The sequence below is a fragment of the Amycolatopsis sp. NPDC051758 genome (assembly GCF_044453095.1).
In the GTDB taxonomy this organism is placed as follows: Bacteria; Actinomycetota; Actinomycetes; order Mycobacteriales; family Pseudonocardiaceae; genus Amycolatopsis.
In genome coordinates, this window is sequence record NZ_JBITCJ010000006.1 from 262,407 (window position 1) to 279,938 (window position 17,532).

Below are 17,532 nucleotides of genomic sequence, written 5' to 3' on the forward strand. Positions count from 1 at the left end.
ATGATCGTCGTGGTACCCCGGCCATGACCGGGTGACAACTCAGGGCTGTCGCTCGATCGGCTGATTCCGGTGCACCAGCGCCAGGACGACGGTGGTGAGCGCGAGCACCCCGACGCCCACCGCGGCGATCCACTGGCCCGTCATGTAGAGCTCGGAATGGTCCAGCACGGCGGTGAAGGTCGGGGCGAGCACCCCGGCCAGCCCGGCGGTTCCGGCGGCGAGCACGGCCCACCCGACGCGGTGCGGGTCCAGGCTCACGGCCAGGCCCGGCAGCACCACGGCGAGCAGGGCGCCGAGCACGAAGTACGCGGCCGCGCGGCCGGCGTCACTCCCGTGGTAGGTGGCCAGCTCGGCGAGCTCGAGGATCAGCCCGGCAGCGGTGACCACCCCGGCGGCGACGGCGGCCCAGGCCGACCACCCGCGCACCTGGCCGAACACCATCCCGACCGAGGGATCCCGCCGGAGCGCCGCACTCGCGCAGAACGCTGCGACCACCACGGCGAGGTGGGCGATCAGCGCGCAGGTGAACCCGGAGTTCAGCTCGGGGTCCGCGTTGTCCTGCGACAGGGTGGTGAGGTCCCCGGCGAACCGGAGCGCCCCGAACGACGCGGCCGTGCCGGCGCCGAGCAGCAGCGCGGGCCCGAGCCAGGTCTTCGCCCGGGGCAGCAGGGCGAGGACACCGCCGAGCAGCGCGCTCGCCGCGACGATCCCGACGTAGATCTCCATGCCGGGCCGGTATTCGGCGAGGGTGTAACTGCCGTGGCGGTAGTACATGGTGAGCCCGGCCAGGGCGAGCAGCCCGCCGCCGATGCCGAGCAGCGCAGCCCACCGGCGGCTCACTTCGACCGAGAGGGTGGTCTCGGCGGCGGGCTCGGGGTCCGGCTGGGCCGCGACGGGCTCCGGCTCGGGCTCGGCTGCGACCGGTTCGGCGGGTTTCGCGGCCACCACAGACCCGGGTTCTCCGTCAACCGGCTCCAGTTTCGGCGCGGGCCCTTCGGCAGCCCGTTCCGGCTCCCCCACCGGCCTGGGCGCCGCGTCGGGCTCAGGCCCTGCGGCGATCGGTTCGGGTGCCGGCTGCGCCTCGGACCTGGTTGCGGCCGCCACCGGCCCGGGCTCGGGCTCCTCCGGCTCCGGAGGAGGTTCGGGAGCGGGCGCCGGTTCCGCGGCAACCACCATCGGCTCGGGCTCCGGTTCGGGGACCGGCACCGCCTCGATCTCCACCTCGACCACGACGTCACCGGTCGGCCCGCTCACCACGACCTTCCCGCGCCGCGTCCCCGACTCCCCCGCGGTGACCGACAGCTCCGCCCCACCAGCCGTCTCGGCCGCCCGGATCCACGCGTGGGACGGGTCGAACCGCACCTCCCGCGCCACCGGCGGCCCCGTCGGCCGCAGCGAAGCCGAAGCCACCGACCCCGGCGCCGCCGACAGCCGCACCGAGGAAACATCCATCCGCACCACCGCGAACCCCAGCGCGTCCGACGCCGCCGCCGCGACGTGCTGGATGTCCGTGGCCGCCATCGTCTTCAGGGCCTGGAACGCTCCCATCGCCACCGGCAGGTTGTCGCTCGCGAGCCGCCTGCGCAGCTCGGCCACCGCGCCCAGGCGGGTGAACTGGTTCTCCGCCGCGATCGCCGCCGCGAGGTCCGCCGGGATCGGGGACGGCTTGATGCGGCGGCGCCGGCTCTTCGCCAGGTACAGCTCGCCCTGCATCTCGATGTCGCGGCTCGGCGTCTGCTTCGGGTTGCGCTCGCGGACGCGGTCGAACAGGTACTCGTACAGCTCGCCGAGCGCGATCCAGCCGTCCTCGTCGCGGTCGGCTTCGCCCGTGCGCAGGCCCTCCACCAGCGCCGAGGTGAACACCGACGGCTGGGCGGGCTGCCCCTCGGCCAGCCGCGCGCCCTCGAAGGCGTATTCGATCGAGTTGGACGCCGTGATGACCGCCCGGCCGCGGCCGCCGCGGAAGTTGTCGAGGACGTTCGCGTCCCCCGAGGCCCGCACCGCCACGCCCTGCCCGAACGCCCCGCCGTAACAACAGTCCAGCAGCAGCACGACACTGCGCGAGCGGCTCTGCCGGATGCACTGCTGCACGAAGTGCGCGGGCACGGCCGTCGACCCGAGCCGGTCCGGGCGGGTGTTGCGTGCGGCGAAGTACAGGCTGCCCGAGTCGTCTTTCAAGCCGTGGCAGGAAAAGTGCAGCAGCAGCACGTCGTCGGGCCGGCCCTCGGCGCAGAGGTCTTCGATCTCCGCCTGCACGACGTGCGCGGTCTCGTTGCGCACCACGCGGACGTCGAAGTCGCTGATGTTCCGGTCGGCGAGCACCCCGGCCAGGGCGTCGGCGTCCGCCGCGGGCGAGCCCAGCTGCTGCAGCCCCGCGTTGTCGTACTCGCCGTTGGCGACGATCAGCGCGCGCCTCACCCCGGCCATACCAGGAAGGGAACGCTCCCGGGCCCGTTACGGCAAGCGGCCGAACGGGCACACCTACTCGGTGTCACCGCCGTAAATCGTTTCCTGCCCTTTCAGGCAGACGATCGCGTCGAAAGCCGCGGCGACGTCCACCGGCGAAGCCAGGTGCGCGTGCCGGATGCTCGCCGCCTGCACGTCCCCTCGTCGCAGGTCCACCAGGCACGGCGCGCGGCCGGCGAGCACCGCCTCGATCCCGCCGTCCGCGGGCGCTTCGAGGGCCTGCTCGTACATCCGGAACCCGAGCCGGCCGGCCTCGTCGGGAACGAGCCCGGTGGTCGTCCCCGTGACGGCGGTGAGCGCCAGCGCGAAGTACTTCTCACCCAGCTCCGCGGCCAGGTGCGTGCCCGCCGACGGCGCCGTCATGCCGGGCATCGGCGAGAACGGCACGCGCTGGAGGTGTCCGTTGTGGAGCATCAGGACGATCTTCTCGCCGGGGTGCTGCCGGCGCAGCAGGCGCACGGTCGCCGCCATGTAGGTGTCCCGCGACGAGCTCTGCGGCTCGGGCGCGCGGCCCGCCATCAGCGCGTCCAGCTCACGCAGGTAGAGGTCGACCCGCAGCGCGCCCTCGGCGTGGTGCGCGGCGACCTCGCCGTAGACCGGCGCAAGAGCCGCGATATGTCCACACAGGACGGTCAACGCCGTGGTCGCCGCATCCCGCGCTTCAGTGCTCATTCCCTTGTACCGCCCGGGCGCGACCGCGCTGCTCACGGACGCGTACGGCTCGCACGCCGCCAGCGCCGTGTCCACGAGCGACACATTGGCCGGGTCGACGCGCAGTACGTGTTCACGCACCGCCCGCAGCGAAGGCACCGGCGAGCCCGCCGAGCTCGGCAGGTCGAGGCCCGCGAACCGGACGCCTCGCCCCCGCAGCCACGTCAGCATCCCGTGCACCTCGGCGGAGTCGCCGAGGCCGAAGGTGAAGCCGTCCCGTGCGACGTCCGCGACGTCGCCGGGTTCACCCCGAAGCCAGGTGTCGACCAGGTGCCCTTCGGGAAACCCGCCCTCGAACCCCAGCACGGTGAACCCGCGCTCGGAGACGAGGTGCCGGAGGAGGCGGTCACGCAGGGCGCCGAACTCGCGGATGTGATGGTTGTTCTCGCCGATCGCGACGACCTCGGCGTCGCCGATCAGGTCGGCGATCGAACTTACGGCGACGGACTCGGGTTCTGGCATACTGGGCACACTAACGCAACAGGAGTAGCAGTTGGCAACCGAGATTTCCGGCACGCGACGGCCGGGCGGCCGCACCGAGCGGACCCGCCTCGCCGCGCTGAACGCCACCCTCGAGCTGCTCGGCGAACGCGGGTACGCGGAGCTGACCGTCGAGGCCGTCGCCGAACGCTCGGGTGTGCACAAGACGACGCTGTACCGCCGGTGGGAGTCCGCCGAAGGCCTGGTCGCGGCGGCTCTGCTGCTGGGCACCGAGCAGGAGTGGACCGCTCCGGACACCGGTTCGCTCGAAGGTGACCTGCGCGGGATCAACCTGGAGCTGGTGCACTACTTCACCTCGCCGGGCGAGCGTGAGCTCCCGACGGCGTCGATCTCGGCGGCGTTCCTCTCCACCCGCGCGGCCGACGCCCTGCGGGAGTTCTACGTCGACCGCCACGCCCGCTCGGCGGTGGTCGTCGACCGGGCCGCCGAGCGGGGCGAGGTCCCAGCGGGCACCGACGCGGTCGAGGTGGTGCGGGTCGCGTGCGGGCCGATCTTCTACCGCCTGTTCGTCTCCCGGGAAGGAGTGACCCCGAAGGACGCCGGGGTGGCCGCGGCGGCAGCAGCGGCCGCCGCGAAAGCGGGCGTGTTCACGGCAACGAACGACGGAACCGCACCACTTCCAGGGTGACGCCGTCGAGCGTTTCGGTCGCGGTGGTGCCGTCGGGCTGCCAGCCCTGCCGGGCGTAGAAGGCCTTCGCCCGTTCGTTCGTGGCGAGCACCCACAGGACCGCGCCGTCACCGGACAGCTCTTCGACAACGCGGTCGTGCAGCGCCCGGCCGAGGCCGCGCCCCCAGAGGTGCGGCACCACGTACAGCGCGTACAGCTGCCCCGGCCCGGAGGCGGCGAACCCGGCGACAACCCCGTTGTCCTCGACGACCAGCACCGCGGCGCCGTCACCGATGCGCCGGGCCCACTCCGCCGCGCGTTCCGAAGCCGAAAGACCGGCGAGGAAGCCCTCCGGCAGCAGGCCCGCGTACGCCGCCCGCCACGACGCCACGTGGACCTCGCCGATCGCCGGGGCGTCGGCGAGGGTGGCCCGGCGGATCAGCTCTTCTCCAGGTACTCCGCGCGGTCGACGTCGACCACGTCGGCGACCATCTGCGCCAGGCCGTGGTACTTCTTCAGGTCCGGGTCCTTTTCGACGATCTCCTGCGCGCTCTCGCGCGACGCGGCGATCACGTCCTCGTCCCGCAGCAGCGACAGCAGCTTGAGCGTGGACCGCTTGCCGGACTGCGCGGCGCCGAGGATGTCACCTTCGCGGCGCAGCTCCAGGTCCAGCTGCGACAGTTCGAAACCGTCGGTGGTCGACTCGACCGCCGCCAGCCGTTCGCGGGTCGTCGTGCCGTCGAGCGCCTCGGTGACGAGCAGGCACACCCCCGGCACGCTGCCCCGGCCGACGCGCCCGCGCAGCTGGTGCAGCTGGCTGACCCCGAACCGGTCGGCGTCCATGATCACCATCGCGGTCGCGTTCGGCACGTTGACACCGACCTCGATCACCGTGGTGGCCACGAGGACGTCGAGCCTCGCCGCCGAGAAGGCCCGCATCACCGCGTCCTTGTCGTCGGGCGGCATCCGGCCGTGCAGCACTCCGACGCGCAACCCGTGCAGCGCCCCGTTTTCCAGGTCCGGCGCGACGTCGAGCACCGCGAGCGGCGGACGTTTGTCACTCTTGTCCGACGGCGGCTCGTCACCGATCCGCGGGCACACGACGTAGGCCTGGTGGCCCTTGCCGACCTCTTCCCGGACGCGCTGCCAGATCCGGTCGAACCAGGCCGGCTTCTCCGCGACCGGCACCACGGTGGTCTTGATCGGCGAACGCCCGACCGGCATCTCGCGCAGCGCGGACACCTCAAGGTCGCCGTACACGGTCATCGCGACGGTGCGCGGGATCGGCGTCGCGGTCATCACCAGCACGTGCGGGCTGGTGTCGCCGGCGCCGCGGGTGCGCAGCGCGTCCCGCTGCTCGACGCCGAACCGGTGCTGCTCGTCGACGACGGCGAGGCCGAGGTCGGCGAACTCGACGTGGTCCTGGATCAGCGCGTGCGTGCCGACGACGATGCCCGCTTCCCCGCTGACGATCTCCAGCAGCGACTTCTTGCGCTCCTTCGCCCCCATCGACCCGGTGAGCAGCGTGACGCGGGTGGCGTTCTCCGCGGCGCCCAGCTCACCCGCCTGGCCGAGGTCGCCGAGCATCTCCCGCAGCGACCGCGCGTGCTGCGCGGCGAGGACCTCGGTCGGCGCGAGCATCGCGGTCTGCCGCCCGTTGTCGACGACCTGCAGCATCGCCCGCAGCGCGACGACGGTCTTGCCGGAGCCGACCTCACCCTGCAGCAGCCGGTTCATCGGGTGCTCCGACCCCAGGTCCTCGGCGATCTCGTCGCCGATCCCCCGCTGGCCCGCGGTCAGGTCGAAGGGCAGCCGCTTGTCGAACGCCTCGAGCAGGCCGCCGCCGACGTGCGGGTTCGGCTTCGCCGGGCGCGAGACGGCCGAATGGCGCCGCTGCGCGAAGATCAGCTGGACGGCCATGGCTTCGTCCCACTTGAGCCGCTTCTTCGAGGCTTCCAGGTGCGCCCAGTTCTCCGGGCGGTGGATGCCGCGCAACGCGTTGTCGAGGTCCGCCAGGCGGTGCAGCCGCCGCAGCTCGGCCGGCATCGGGTCGTCGTCGACCTCGAGGACGTCGAGCACCTGGCGCACGCACTTGGCGATCGACCACGTCGGCATGCCCTGCGCCGCCGGGTAAACCGGGATGATCGCGGCGAGGAAGTCGTCCATCGCCTCGGCTTCGCGGTCGGCCTCGAACAGCTCGTACTCGGGGTTGGTCAGCTGCAGGGTGTCGCGGAACGCCGAGACCTTGCCGGCGAACAGGCCGGACTTGCCCGGCACCAGGTCCTTCTCGCGCCAGGCCTGGTTGAAGAAGGCACAGGTGAGCCGGCGCTTCCCGTCGGTGATCACCATGTCGAGGATGGTCCCGTTGCGGGACTTCATCCGGCGCTTGCTCACCTTCTCGACGCGCGCCAGCACGGTGGCGTGCTCGCCGAGCTCGAGGCCCGCGATGTCGGTGAGCTCGCCGCGCTCGGCGTACCGGCGCGGGTAGTGGCGCAGCAGGTCGCTGACCGTCTCGATGTCCAACGCCGTGGCGAGCGCCTTCGCCGTCTTGGCGCCCAGCAGCAACGGCAGCTTGTCGCGCAGTCCGGCCATCGGCTATTCGACTCCCATCAGCAGCACGGCTTCCGCCTGGCCGCCGGCGTAACTGGTCAGCTCCACTTCGGGGTGCTCCACCCGCAGCTGCTCGGCGAGCTCCTCGGCGACCCCGGGCGGCGCGGCGTCCCCGCTCAGCACCGTCACCAGCTCACCGCCGAGCGCCAGCATCCGGTTCAGCACCTTCATCGCGGCCGCGACCAGGTTCGTCTCCGACGCGGGCGCGGGCTCGATCAGCACCACCTCGTCGTCGACCAGGCCGACGACGTCGCCGGACTGGGCCCGGCCCACCCAGGTTAGCGACTCCTCCTGCGCGATCCGCAGTTCGCCACGCCTGGTCGCGGCGGCCGCTTCGGCCATCGCGACGACGTCGTCGTTGGTGCGGCGCCCGGCGTCGTGCACCGCGAGGGCGGCCAGCACCTGCACCGGCGACACGCACGGGATGACCACGACGTCGCGGTCCCCGGCCATCGTGTGCCCGGCCGCGGCGTCGGCCGCCGCGGTGAGCGCGACGCTGCCCGGCAGCACCGTGACGTGCCGCCCGGCGGCTTCGTTGAGCAGGCCGATCACGTCCTCGACGCTCGGCGTCTCGCCGTCCGCGACGGCCAGCACCGGGATGCTCTCGGCCCGCAGCAGCTCGGCCAGCTCACCGCCGTGCACGACGGCGACGACGGTGCGGTCGATCGGCGTCGTGGCCAGCCCGATCGGCGTCGGTGTCAGCAGCGGCTCGACCCGGATCCGGCGCGGGCGGCCCAGCGCGAGCCCGGCCTCGATGGCGGCGCCGATGTCGGCGCAGTGGACGTGCACGGCGTGGCTGCCCGAGCCGTCACCGGCCACGGTGACGCTGTCGCCGAGGCCGCTCAGCTCCTTGCGCAACGTCGGCAAGCTCGTTTCGTCGACGCCGTCGAGGAGGTACATGACCTCCCAGGCGTAGGCCAGCTCCTCGGGGGTCGCGTGGACCTCCAGGGCGTGCTCCGGCTGGGTCCGGGTGCCGGTGAGCACGCCGACCAGCGCGTCGAGCACCGCGACGAGCCCGCGGGCGCCGGCGTCGACCACTCCGGCCTTGGCGAGCGCGGGCAGCTGCAGAGGCGTCTTCTCGAGGGCGTGCGCAGCCTCTTTCGCGGCCTCCTGGGCGACGTCGGCCAGGGAGCGGGTGTCACCGCGCACGGCCAGGGCGACGGCGTGCAGGACGGTGAGGATGGTCCCGGCGACCGGACGGCTGACGGCGCCGGTGGCGACCTCGTCGGCGTGCTCGAGCGCCTTGGCCAGCCACTCGCCGTCCAGGTCGCCTTCGGCGCGGTCGGCCAGCCCGCGCACGACCTGGGAAAGGATGACGCCGGAGTTGCCCTTGGCCGAAGCGACGGCGCCGCGCGCGAGGATCTTCAGCGCGTCGGCGGCGGTTTCCGGCTCGGCGTTCTTGAGTTCGGCGGCCGCGCCGGTCATGGTGAAGAGCATGTTCGAGCCGGTGTCGGAGTCCGCGACGGGGTACACGTTGATCTCGTTGATGGCCGGACGCAGGCTCGCGAGACTGTGCACGCAGCCCGTCGCCCAGGCCGACACCGTCGCCGTGTCCAGCACCCGCACCCGTAACCTCCTACCCGGTCCCGGGGCGAGCGTATCGACCCGGTGCGAAACCTCGCCGAGCCACTGGTTACTATGGTCGAGTTGCCCAGTGCATCTGGGCTCATTTCTATGACCCAGATCTAAAGGAGTTCGACGTGGCTGCCGTGTGCGACGTCTGTGGCAAGGGACCCGGCTTCGGCAAGTCGGTCTCGCACTCCCACCGCCGTACCAACCGCCGGTGGAACCCGAACATCCAGACCGTCCACGCCAAGGTGGGTGTGTCCCAGCGCAAGCGCTTGAACGTGTGCACCTCGTGCATCAAGGCGGGCAAGGTCGTTCGCGGCTGAGGCGAGAAGTTTCGGAAATGGCGGGTGCTCTCCGGAGCACCCGCCATTTTTGTGCGCTACTTCAGGAAGTCGGTCAGGAGCGGTTTCAGCGTCTCCGGGTACTGGAGGACCCCGTGGTCCTGGCCTTCCAGCGTCTCGTGCCGGGCTCCCGGCACCGCCTCGGCCGCCACGCGGGCTCCTGCCTGGAGCTCCTCCGGGCTCGCGCCGCCGCCGATCACCAACGCCGGGATCGAGATCTTCGCCAGGTGGTCTTCGCGGACCCGCGCACCCGGGCCGCAGATCGTCAGGTCGTACGGCAGCGTGTGCGCCAGCGCCGTGAACCAGCCCCACACCGGGGCCTGCTTCATCCCTTCGACCATCTCCGCCGGCGTGCCCGCGACCCTCAGGAACGTCGCCACCGCCGCGTCGCGATCCCCTGCCGCGAGCTGCGCCTTCACCTCGTCCAGGACGTCGGCCCGAGCGTGCTCCGGAGTCGCGTACGGCGGCTCGTACGCCACGACCTTCTCGATCGGCAGCCCGGCAGCGGCCGCTTCCAGCGCCAGCACCGCCCCCGACGAGTGCCCGAACACCGACGCCGAGCCGCCGGCGTGCTCGATCAGCGCCGCAATGTCCTCGATCTCCCGCTCGAACGCGTACTCAGCAGCGTCCCCGCTGTCCCCGCGGCCACGCCGGTCGTAGGCGATCGTCGTGAAGTCCGCGGAGAGCACCTCGCCCAGGCCCGCGACGGTGGTCCGGTCGTTGAACGCGCCGCCGACCAGGATCACCGGCGCGCCGGAGCCGCGCCGGTCGAAAGTGATGGTGGTGCCGTCCGCCGATGTGACGTTCATGATGCCTCCGGAAAGGGTTCGTTTCCCCCTGGTCGGAGCCGTCACCCCGATCCGGACACCGAACTTACGGAAGTTTCCAGTCGACCGGGGCCGCGCCCTGGTCGGCGAGCAGCTGGTTGGCGCGGCTGAACGGCCGCGAGCCGAAGAAGCCGTTGTGCGCCGAGAGCGGGCTCGGGTGCGCCGACTCGATGCACGGGACGTCACCCAGCATCGGGCGGAGGTTGCGGGCGTTGCGGCCCCACAGGATCGCCACCATCGGCTCGGACCGGGCCGCGAGGGCCTTGATCGCCTGCTCGGTGACGTCTTCCCAGCCCTTGCCCTGGTGCGAGTTCGACTTGCCCGGCTGCACCGTCAGCGCCCTGTTCAGCAGCAGGACGCCCTGGTCGGCCCACGGTGTCAGGTCGCCGTTCGACGGCAGCGGGTGGCCGAGGTCGTCGGCGTACTCCTTGTAGATGTTGACCAGGCTCTTCGGGATCGGCCGGACGTCCGGCACCACCGAGAAGCTCAGGCCGACCGCGTGCCCCGGCGTCGGGTACGGGTCCTGGCCGACGATCAGCACCCGGACGTCGTGGAACGGCTGCTTGAACGCCCGCAGCACGTGCTCACCCGCCGGCAGGTAGGTCCGGCCGGCGGCGATCTCCGCGCGGAGGAACTCCCCCATCGCGGCGACCTGCGGCGCCACCGGTTCGAGGGCCTCGGCCCAGCCTGCCTCGACGATGTCCTGCAGCGGTCGTGCGGTCACGGGCGGCGAGCTTACCGGCCGTGGCCGTCGTCACTCGCGCGGGTCGAGCCGCCGCAGCTCGGTGCGGAAGCGCTGGCCCCGCTGGACGTACGATTCGACCACGAGAGCGATGTTTTCCGCGCTGAACGACTTGTTCTCCCGCGTCTTCCCCGGCACGCCCAGCGCGATCTCGCCGGTCTTCACGTGTGAGCCGTACGACAGCACCGCGCCCGCGCCGACCATCCCGCCGTCTTCGATGACCGAGCCGTTCAGCACCACCGAGCCGGACGCGATCAGGCAGCCGGTGCCGATCGTCGCGCCCTCGATGTGCACCGAGTGCCCGACCGCCGACGACGGGCCGAGGATCGTCGGGTGCATTTCCGTGCAGTGCACGACGCAGCCGTCCTGGATGTTGGACCGCTCGCCGAGCTCGATGTAACCGTGGTCACCACGCAGGACGGTCTGCGGCCAGACCGACGCAAAGGCGCCGATCCGGACGTCGCCGATCACCGTCGCGTCGGGGTGGACGTAGGCGTCGGGGTGGATCGTCGGCTCGAGCGAACCGAGTGCGTAGATCGGCATGCCGCCTCCGGGTGACTGCGGTTTCACGTGCGGTGCGATTGGATCACGGCATCACCGCGACACCGAAGACCAGTACCGGGAGCACGGGCCTCGTGCTCCTCCTCATCGTGCTGACCTGGCTGCTCAGCCTGCCCGTCGTGTCCCCGGCACTGGCGAACGGCCTGGCCGCGACCCCGCCGATGGGCTGGAACAGCTGGAACCAGGTCCGCTGCTACGACCTGACTGAGGACGTCGTCAAGAAGGCGGCCGACGCACTCGCCGACACCGGCCTGCGGGACGCCGGCTACCGCTACGTCGTGGTCGACGACTGTTGGCAGGCCCCGAAGCGCGCCGCCGACGGCTCGCTGGCGGCCGATCCGACGCGGTTCCCGCACGGCATCGCCGACCTCGCCGACTACGTGCACTCCCGCGGCCTGCTGTTCGGCATCTACTCCGTCCCTGGCAGCCGGACCTGCGCAATGGCCAACGACGCCTACCCCGCGTCCGGTATCGGTTCCCTGGGCCACGAACGCCAGGACGCCGAGACGTTCGACCGCTGGGGTGTCGACTACCTCAAGTACGACTGGTGCAACGCCGACACCGTCGACGGCCTCGACCGGAAGGCGGCGTTCGAGAAGATGCGCGACGAGCTCGCCGCGCTCCCCCGCCCGATCGTCTACGCGATCTCGGAATACGGCGTCTCGAGCCCGTGGACCTGGGCGCGGCCGGTGGCGAACCTGTGGCGGACGACGAACGACCTGGTCGCGACCTGGGACTCGGTGCTCACGACGATCGACCAGCAGGCCGCCGTCGCCACCCACAGCGGCGGCCCGGGCGGCTGGAACGACCCCGACATGCTGCAGGTCGGCAACGGCACACTCACCGAGGACGAGGCCCGCGCGCACTTCAGCGTCTGGGCGGTGCTGAACGCGCCGCTGTTCGCCGGCACCGACCCGGCGAAGCTGAGCGACGCCGACCTCGCGACGCTCGGAAACACCGAAGCGATCGCCGTCGACCAGGACTTCGCGGGCGGCCAGGGCCGGCAGCTGACGGCCGGCCCCGGTTACCAGGTGTGGGGGAAACCCTTGACCGGCGGCGGTTTTGCGGTGGTGCTGCTCAACACCGGCAGCAGCACCACCACCGTGTCCGCGGACCTCCCGGGCGACTGGAGCGTCCGGGATCTCTGGGCTCACCGGGACGTCGGGACCGAGGTGTCCGCGTCCTTGCGCCCGCACGCCGCGGCGCTGCTGAAGCTCACGCCCCGCTGAGGTCCTTGGCGTAGCACCGGCTCTCGGGTTCGTTCTTGTAGACGCCGAACTTCGGGATCTCGACGTAACCCGAAGACGTGTAGAGCGCGATCGCCTCCGGCTGCAGGGTGCCGGTCTCCAGCACCGCGCGCTTGCGGCCGGACAGCGCGGCCGTGCGTTCCAGCTCGAACAGGATCATCCGCGCGAAGCCGCGGCCGCGGGCGGAATCGGCGACGTACATGCGCTTGAACTCGGCGTCGCCGTCCTGGAAGTCCGGGGCGGGGCCGTCGTGCGCTCGCCACGCTCCACAGGCGACGGCCTCGTCGCCCTGGTAGCCGACGAGGAACAGGCCCGCGGGCGGGTCGAACTGCTCGGGGTTCATCGGAGTGGCGTCTTCGCTGCCGTAGCGCTCGACGTACACCTGCTGCACCGCGGCCATGAGCTTGGCCGCGTCGGGGTGGTCGTAGGGGACCGGAACGATTCTCACGTCATCGACCCTAGATCAGCGCCAGTGCGACCAACCGCCTTCTCGCGCAAAAGGCTTGCCGTCCACGGTGATCCCCGAGTCGGGCATGGTCGCCACCCCGATGGTGCGCCAGCCCTCCGGCAGCTCCGCGAACGGCGGGAAGGTGGCAACCAGCGCGTGGTCCTCACCGCCGGTGAGGACCCAGTCGAGCGGGTCCGAGCCGAGCGCGGCGCCGACCTCCTTGAGCCGGGCGGGGATGTCGAGGTCGGCGGTGCGGACGTCGATGCCGACCCCGGAGGCCTCGCCGATGTGCGCGAGGTCGGCCAGCAGGCCGTCGGAGACGTCGATCATCGCGGTGGCCCCGGCGAGCGCGGCACGTGGACCGGCTTCGTACGGCGGTTCCGGGCTGCGCTGGGCGTTGACCACGCCGACCGGGGACCGGAAGCCGCGGCCGAGCACGGCCAGACCGGCGGCGGCCCAGCCGAGCCGCCCGCAGACCGCGACGACGTCACCGGGCCGGGCGCCCGCGCGTGTCACCGGCTCGCGGTCACCGAGGTCGCCGAGCGCGGTGACACTGATCACGAGCTGGTCGGCGCGCACCATGTCCCCGCCGGAGACGCCGATGCCGGCGCGTTCGGCCTCGGCCCACATGCCGTCGGCCAGCGCGGTGACGACCTCACGCGGGGTGTCGGGCGGGCAGGCGATGCCGACCAGGACCGACGTCGGGGTGGCGCCCATGGCGGCGATGTCGGCCAGGTTGACCGCGACGGCCTTGCGCCCGACGTGCTCGGGCGCCGACCAGTCGAGGCGGAAGTGCACCCCCTGCACGAGGACGTCGGTGCTGGCGACCACCCGCCCGTCGGGGGCCGCGACGACGGCGGCGTCGTCACCCGGGCCGAGCAGCGTGCCCGGCGGCTGGCGCCGTCCTTCGGTGACGGCGCGGATGAGCGCGAACTCGCCGGTCTCGGCGACCGTTGCGTCGTTCGGTGACACCGGTCACCTCTGCTTTCTCTACCGGGACAAAGATCGATCACCGATAGTCGGATGCCCTATGTTTTTGCGTGAGCTGGCGATACGTTCCTACCTTGAGCAGACCGATCCCGACGAAAGGGCGCGCCGTGGTCCACGCATACATCCTCATCCAGACCGAGGTCGGCAAGGCCGCCGCGGTGGCTGCCGAGATCTCCAGCATCCCGGGAGTGACCAGCTCGGAGGATGTCACCGGACCGTACGACGTGATCGTCCGCGCGGCCGCCGACAGCGTCGACCAGCTGGGCCAGCTCGTGGTCGCGAAGGTGCAGAACGTGGAAGGCATCACGCGGACGCTGACCTGCCCGGTCGTGCATCTCTGACCAGAGTCATTCCTGGGGGGACGACCCCCCAGACCCCCCGAAACGACCTCGGTGGTGTAGTAGTCCGGTGCCTGACTCCGACACCGGCGCGCCACCCAGGGTGGTGCTCGTCACCGCAACCGCGCTCGCCGTCGCCCTGGCGGTCGCCGTCGCCGTGTTCGCCCTGACCAAGGGTTCCGAAACTCCTTCGGCGGGTCCGCTGCCGCTCGTGCCGGTGCCGGCGCCAACGGCCGGCTCCCCGGCCTGCAAGACGCTGCTCGGCGCGGTTCCCACGGAGCTGACGTCGAACGGCAAGCAGCTCCCCGTCCGCGCCCTGGCCGAACCGGCCCCGCCCGCCACGGTGGCGTGGGGTGACGTGGACCCGCTCGTGCTGCGGTGCGGGTTGGACCGTCCCCCGGAGCTGACCCCGACGGCGGCGCTGCGGCTGGTGAACGGCGTGCAGTGGCTGCAGGTCCCCGGCGAAGGCGCGTCGACGTGGTACGTGGTGGACCGCGAGGTCTATTCGGCGCTGACGGTGCCGGACAGCGCCGGGACGGGCCCGCTGCAGCAGATCTCGGACACCGTCGCGGCGAAGCTGCCGGCGCGACCGCTGCGGTTTTCCTAGCCGGGTTTTCCTAGCCGGGTTTTCCTAGCGGAGGCCGGTTCCGCGGGCGATCGCCGTTTCGATGAGCGTGGTCAGCAGCGTCGGGTAGTCCACGCCGGTGACTTCCCACATCTTCGGGTAGGCCGACTTCGTCGTGAAGCCGGGCATCGTGTTGACCTCGTTGATGGTCAGCTCGCCGTCGGCGCCCACGAAGAAGTCGACGCGGGCCAGGCCCTGGCAGTCCAGCGCGCGGAAGGCTTCGACGGCCATCGCGCGCAGCTTCTCGGTGAGCGCGTCGTCGAGCTTGGCCGGGATGTCGAGCTCGGCGTCATCGCCGAGGTACTTCGTTTCGAAGTCGTACCAGGCGTTTTCGTCCTCGGAAAGCACCCGGATCTCGGCCGGCAGCGACGCCTCGACGTGGCCGTCCGGGAACTCGAGGACACCGCACTCGACCTCGCGGCCGACGACGGCCGCCTCCACCAGGACCTTGGGGTCGGTGGCGCGGGCCAGTTCGATGGCCGCGTCGAGGTCGTCCCACTCCGTCACGCGACTGATGCCGACCGACGATCCGGCGCGCGACGGCTTGACGAACACCGGCAGGCCCAGCTTGGTCTTGTCGTGGTCGTCCAAAGTGGACCGATCCCGGCGGAGCGCGGCGTAGGTGCCGACCGGAAGCCCTTCGGCGGCAAGGAGTTTCTTCGCGGTTTCCTTGTCCATGGCGGCCGCGCTGGCGAGGACGCCGGGGCCGACGTACGGGATGCCGGCGAGCTCGAGGAGGCCCTGGATGGTGCCGTCCTCGCCGAAGGCGCCGTGCAGCACCGGGAAGACGACGTCCACCTGGGACAGCAGCTCGCTCTCCCGCCCGGCCTCGACGGCCACGAGGCCCTGGCTGGAGGGGTCGCCGGCCAGGACGAGCCCCTTGCCGTCGTCCACGGAAGGCAGTTCACGGCCGCGGATGGCGAGTTGCGCGGAGTCGCCGGTGCCGAGCACCCAGCGGCCTTCGCGGGTGATCCCGACCGGCACCGCGTCGAACCGCTCGGGGTCGAGGTTGCCCAGGACGGAGCCCGCGGACAGGCACGAGATGGTGTGCTCGCTACTGCGCCCGCCGAACACGACCGCCACCCGGATCTTCTCGCTCATGGTGAGCCACCGTACCCGGTGACCTCGGCGAACAGCCCAGCCCCGTGCGGCGAGCGACGCCCCGCCCGCGCCGAACGCAACCCGCGAACCCCGCGGCACGTCCAGTACATCGAGGCCCGTCCCCGCTCCGGCGCAGCGCCCGCCCTCCCAGGGGGTCCAGCCCCGCGTCCAGCGTATCGGGGCCGCCCGGCAAAACGCCGGAAAAGGCCTCGGCCCGGGCCGCTCGTCCACATCACGACCGGCCTGTGGACAAACCCCGCCTCACCGCACCAGCCAGCAGCCCCGTCACCGCACACCCCCAGCGCCCCAAGGCCACCTTGGTTGCGTCCCACGCACCCAAGGCGGCCTTCGGTGCGCAAGACGCAACGAAGGCCACATTGGGGCGCTCCGGACTCGCCTCAGCGCAGCAGTGACACCAACGTCGGCAGAGCCGCCACCAGCGCCTCCCGCGAGCACCCCGCGTACCCGATCGCCACCCCGTGCGCCGTCGGCGTCCCGGCGAAGTGCCGCGACAGCCCGTCCAGCCGGATCCCGCGCCGCTCCGCCGAAGCGATCACCGAGACCTCCACCGAAGCCGACGGGAACGGCACCACCAGGTGCGCCCCGGCGTCGTCACCCCGGACCGGGACCCCGGCCGAAGCCAGCGCGCCCGCCAGCAACGTCCGCCGCTCGGCCATCTCACGACGCAGTTTGCGCAGGTGACGGCCCAGATCTCCGTTGCGCGCGAACTCGTACAGCACCCGCTGCCCGGCCGGCGACGGGCGGGTGCCGGTCAGGTCGCGGTAGGCCAGCACCGCCGACGTGATCGCCTCCGGCGCCACCATCCAGCCCGCGCCCAGCGTCGGTGTGAGGATCTTCGACGTCGTCCCCAGGTGCGCGACGACGTCCGGCGCCAGCGCGGCCAGCATCGGCAGCGGCGCGACGTCGAACCGCAGCTCGCCGTCGTAATCGTCCTCGATCACCAGCATCGACGAAGCCCGCGCCAGCTCGACCAGCGAAACCCGCCGCGCCGCGCTCAGCCGGCTGCCCATCGGGTACTGGTGCGCCGGCGAGCAGTACACCGCCCGCGCGCCGGCCGGGATCGCCTCCGGGCGCAGCCCCTCCTCGTCCACCGGCACCCCCACGACCCGCATCCCCGCCCCGAGGAACGCCTGCACCGCGCGCTGGTACCCGGGCTCTTCGACGGCGACGACGTCCCCGCGGGTCAGCACCGCGGCCGCCAGCTCGACAACGGCGGCGGTCGTCCCGCCGGTGGCCAGCACCGAACCGGCGGCGAGACCGCGGTGGCGCAGCAGGTGCTCCGACACCGCCGCCCGGTACTCCGGCAGCCCGGCGCGGTGGGCGCGGATCAGCGGGTCCGGGTCGGCCGCGGCCCGCCACGCCCGGCGCCAGGCCGCGCGGTCCAGCCCCGCGGCCCACGGTGTGCCCGGCCCGAGGTCCAGCAGCGACGGCGCTTCGGTTTCGGGCGCCGGGACGGCCGGCGCCGGGACCTCCGAAGCCGAAAACGAAGGCGGCGTCGTCACGTACGTCCCCGAGCCGTGCCGCCCGGCGATCCAGCCCTCGGCGTGGAGCTGCTCGTAGGCCGCCGACGTCACCGTGCGGCTCACGCTGAGCCGGCCGGCCAGCGCACGGGTCGACGGGAGCCGGTCACCGCCGCGCAGGTGCCCGGACGCCGCCGCCTCGCGCAGGGCGTCGGCCAGCTGGACGGCGAGCGGCGTGACGGACGAACGGTCGAGGCTGACCGGGAGCGCGGTGTCGGCGTGGGACACGGGACCTCCTCAAGTGGACTTCCCAAGTGTACGAGAAGTGGATGTTTTCCGAGTCCACTGAGCCGGGAGACGCTGGTCG

17 protein-coding genes are annotated in these 17,532 nt (G+C 72.1%); 5 read left to right on the plus strand and 12 right to left on the minus strand.

The window, feature by feature from the left end; all coding sequences use genetic code 11:
• Positions 1 to 39: 39 nt before the first annotated feature.
• Both ACIA5G_RS28495 and ACIA5G_RS28500 read right to left on the minus strand, forming a co-directional pair.
• On the minus strand, positions 40 to 2,427 hold the full coding sequence (locus ACIA5G_RS28495; RefSeq protein WP_395928526.1) for a caspase family protein: 2,388 nt from the start codon (positions 2,425 to 2,427) through the stop codon (positions 40 to 42).
• Positions 2,428 to 2,481: 54 nt separating this feature from the next.
• A complete protein-coding gene (locus ACIA5G_RS28500) occupies positions 2,482 to 3,639 on the minus strand; it encodes an erythromycin esterase family protein (protein WP_395928528.1) in 1,158 nt (385 codons plus the stop codon).
• A gap of 31 nt (positions 3,640 to 3,670) precedes the next feature.
• Between ACIA5G_RS28500 and ACIA5G_RS28505 the strand changes: the two genes are divergently transcribed.
• Positions 3,671 to 4,306, plus strand: coding sequence for a TetR/AcrR family transcriptional regulator (locus tag ACIA5G_RS28505; protein ID WP_395928530.1), 636 nt, complete (start codon positions 3,671 to 3,673; stop codon positions 4,304 to 4,306).
• Here the strand turns inward: ACIA5G_RS28505 and ACIA5G_RS28510 are convergent.
• The 3 genes from ACIA5G_RS28510 to ACIA5G_RS28520 are packed head-to-tail and all read right to left on the minus strand — an operon-like array spanning position 4,266 to position 8,461.
• On the minus strand, positions 4,266 to 4,676 hold the full coding sequence (locus tag ACIA5G_RS28510) for a GNAT family N-acetyltransferase (RefSeq protein WP_395928532.1): 411 nt from the start codon (positions 4,674 to 4,676) through the stop codon (positions 4,266 to 4,268). The genes ACIA5G_RS28505 and ACIA5G_RS28510 overlap by 41 nt on opposite strands.
• 47 nt (positions 4,677 to 4,723) lie before the next feature.
• A complete protein-coding gene (recG, locus tag ACIA5G_RS28515; RefSeq protein ID WP_395928534.1) occupies positions 4,724 to 6,877 on the minus strand; it encodes an ATP-dependent DNA helicase RecG in 2,154 nt (717 codons plus the stop codon).
• A 3-nt stretch (positions 6,878 to 6,880) separates the two neighbouring features.
• Complete coding sequence (locus ACIA5G_RS28520) at positions 6,881 to 8,461, minus strand: DAK2 domain-containing protein (protein ID WP_395928536.1); 1,581 nt, start codon at positions 8,459 to 8,461, stop codon at positions 6,881 to 6,883.
• 134 nt (positions 8,462 to 8,595) lie between these two features.
• On the opposite strand from ACIA5G_RS28520, the gene rpmB reads away from it, so the two are divergent.
• Entirely contained in the window at positions 8,596 to 8,787 is a 192-nt protein-coding gene (gene rpmB, locus ACIA5G_RS28525) for a 50S ribosomal protein L28 (RefSeq protein ID WP_003091970.1), read from the plus strand.
• A gap of 56 nt (positions 8,788 to 8,843) precedes the next feature.
• Here the strand turns inward: rpmB and ACIA5G_RS28530 are convergent, their stop codons facing one another.
• From ACIA5G_RS28530 to ACIA5G_RS28540, 3 genes are all read right to left on the minus strand, one after another.
• Positions 8,844 to 9,614: an alpha/beta fold hydrolase gene (locus tag ACIA5G_RS28530; RefSeq protein ID WP_395928538.1), complete on the minus strand. Its 771-nt coding sequence runs from the start codon at positions 9,612 to 9,614 to the stop codon at positions 8,844 to 8,846.
• A gap of 64 nt (positions 9,615 to 9,678) precedes the next feature.
• Positions 9,679 to 10,356: a uracil-DNA glycosylase gene (locus ACIA5G_RS28535; RefSeq protein ID WP_395928540.1), complete on the minus strand. Its 678-nt coding sequence runs from the start codon at positions 10,354 to 10,356 to the stop codon at positions 9,679 to 9,681.
• A gap of 30 nt (positions 10,357 to 10,386) precedes the next feature.
• A complete protein-coding gene (locus ACIA5G_RS28540) occupies positions 10,387 to 10,917 on the minus strand; it encodes a gamma carbonic anhydrase family protein (protein WP_395928542.1) in 531 nt (176 codons plus the stop codon).
• Between the two features lie 92 nt (positions 10,918 to 11,009).
• Between ACIA5G_RS28540 and ACIA5G_RS28545 the strand changes: the two genes are divergently transcribed.
• Complete coding sequence (locus tag ACIA5G_RS28545) at positions 11,010 to 12,164, plus strand: glycoside hydrolase family 27 protein (protein WP_395928545.1); 1,155 nt, start codon at positions 11,010 to 11,012, stop codon at positions 12,162 to 12,164.
• On the opposite strand, the gene ACIA5G_RS28550 is transcribed toward ACIA5G_RS28545, so the two are convergent.
• A complete protein-coding gene (locus ACIA5G_RS28550) occupies positions 12,151 to 12,630 on the minus strand; it encodes a GNAT family N-acetyltransferase (protein ID WP_395928547.1) in 480 nt (159 codons plus the stop codon). The genes ACIA5G_RS28545 and ACIA5G_RS28550 overlap by 14 nt on opposite strands.
• A 15-nt stretch (positions 12,631 to 12,645) precedes the next feature.
• Positions 12,646 to 13,602 carry a thiamine-phosphate kinase gene (locus ACIA5G_RS28555; protein WP_395928549.1) on the minus strand — a complete coding sequence of 319 codons (957 nt, stop codon included), beginning with the start codon at positions 13,600 to 13,602 and terminating at the stop codon, positions 12,646 to 12,648.
• Positions 13,603 to 13,727: 125 nt separating this feature from the next.
• On the opposite strand from ACIA5G_RS28555, the gene ACIA5G_RS28560 reads away from it, so the two are divergent.
• Both ACIA5G_RS28560 and ACIA5G_RS28565 read left to right on the plus strand, forming a co-directional pair.
• Positions 13,728 to 13,961, plus strand: a complete 234-nt coding sequence (locus ACIA5G_RS28560; RefSeq protein ID WP_125306405.1) for an Lrp/AsnC family transcriptional regulator — start codon at positions 13,728 to 13,730, stop codon at positions 13,959 to 13,961.
• A 67-nt stretch (positions 13,962 to 14,028) separates the two neighbouring features.
• Positions 14,029 to 14,565 (plus strand): DUF3515 domain-containing protein, encoded by a 537-nt coding sequence (locus ACIA5G_RS28565; RefSeq protein WP_395928552.1) that lies wholly within the window; start codon positions 14,029 to 14,031, stop codon positions 14,563 to 14,565.
• A 24-nt stretch (positions 14,566 to 14,589) separates the two neighbouring features.
• Here the strand turns inward: ACIA5G_RS28565 and ACIA5G_RS28570 are convergent, their stop codons facing one another.
• Both ACIA5G_RS28570 and ACIA5G_RS28575 read right to left on the minus strand, forming a co-directional pair.
• Positions 14,590 to 15,684 carry a D-alanine--D-alanine ligase family protein gene (locus ACIA5G_RS28570; protein WP_395928554.1) on the minus strand — a complete coding sequence of 365 codons (1,095 nt, stop codon included), beginning with the start codon at positions 15,682 to 15,684 and terminating at the stop codon, positions 14,590 to 14,592.
• 398 nt (positions 15,685 to 16,082) lie between these two features.
• A complete protein-coding gene (locus ACIA5G_RS28575; protein WP_395928556.1) occupies positions 16,083 to 17,453 on the minus strand; it encodes a PLP-dependent aminotransferase family protein in 1,371 nt (456 codons plus the stop codon).
• Between the last annotated feature and the right edge of the window lie 79 nt (positions 17,454 to 17,532).

What these genes read in the sequence shown, in the direction of transcription:
- ACIA5G_RS28495 (WP_395928526.1), bottom strand. Translation starts at nt 2,427, where the DNA reads ATGGCCGGGGTGAGGCGCGCGCTGATCGTCGCCAACGGCGAGTACGAC.
- ACIA5G_RS28500 (WP_395928528.1), bottom strand. Translation starts at nt 3,639, where the DNA reads ATGCCAGAACCCGAGTCCGTCGCCGTAAGTTCGATCGCCGACCTGATC.
- recG (WP_395928534.1), bottom strand. Translation starts at nt 6,877, where the DNA reads ATGGCCGGACTGCGCGACAAGCTGCCGTTGCTGCTGGGCGCCAAGACG.
- ACIA5G_RS28530 (WP_395928538.1), bottom strand. Translation starts at nt 9,614, where the DNA reads ATGAACGTCACATCGGCGGACGGCACCACCATCACTTTCGACCGGCGC.
- ACIA5G_RS28540 (WP_395928542.1), bottom strand. Translation starts at nt 10,917, where the DNA reads ATGCCGATCTACGCACTCGGTTCGCTCGAGCCGACGATCCACCCCGAC.
- ACIA5G_RS28570 (WP_395928554.1), bottom strand. Translation starts at nt 15,684, where the DNA reads ATGAGCGAGAAGATCCGGGTGGCGGTCGTGTTCGGCGGGCGCAGTAGC.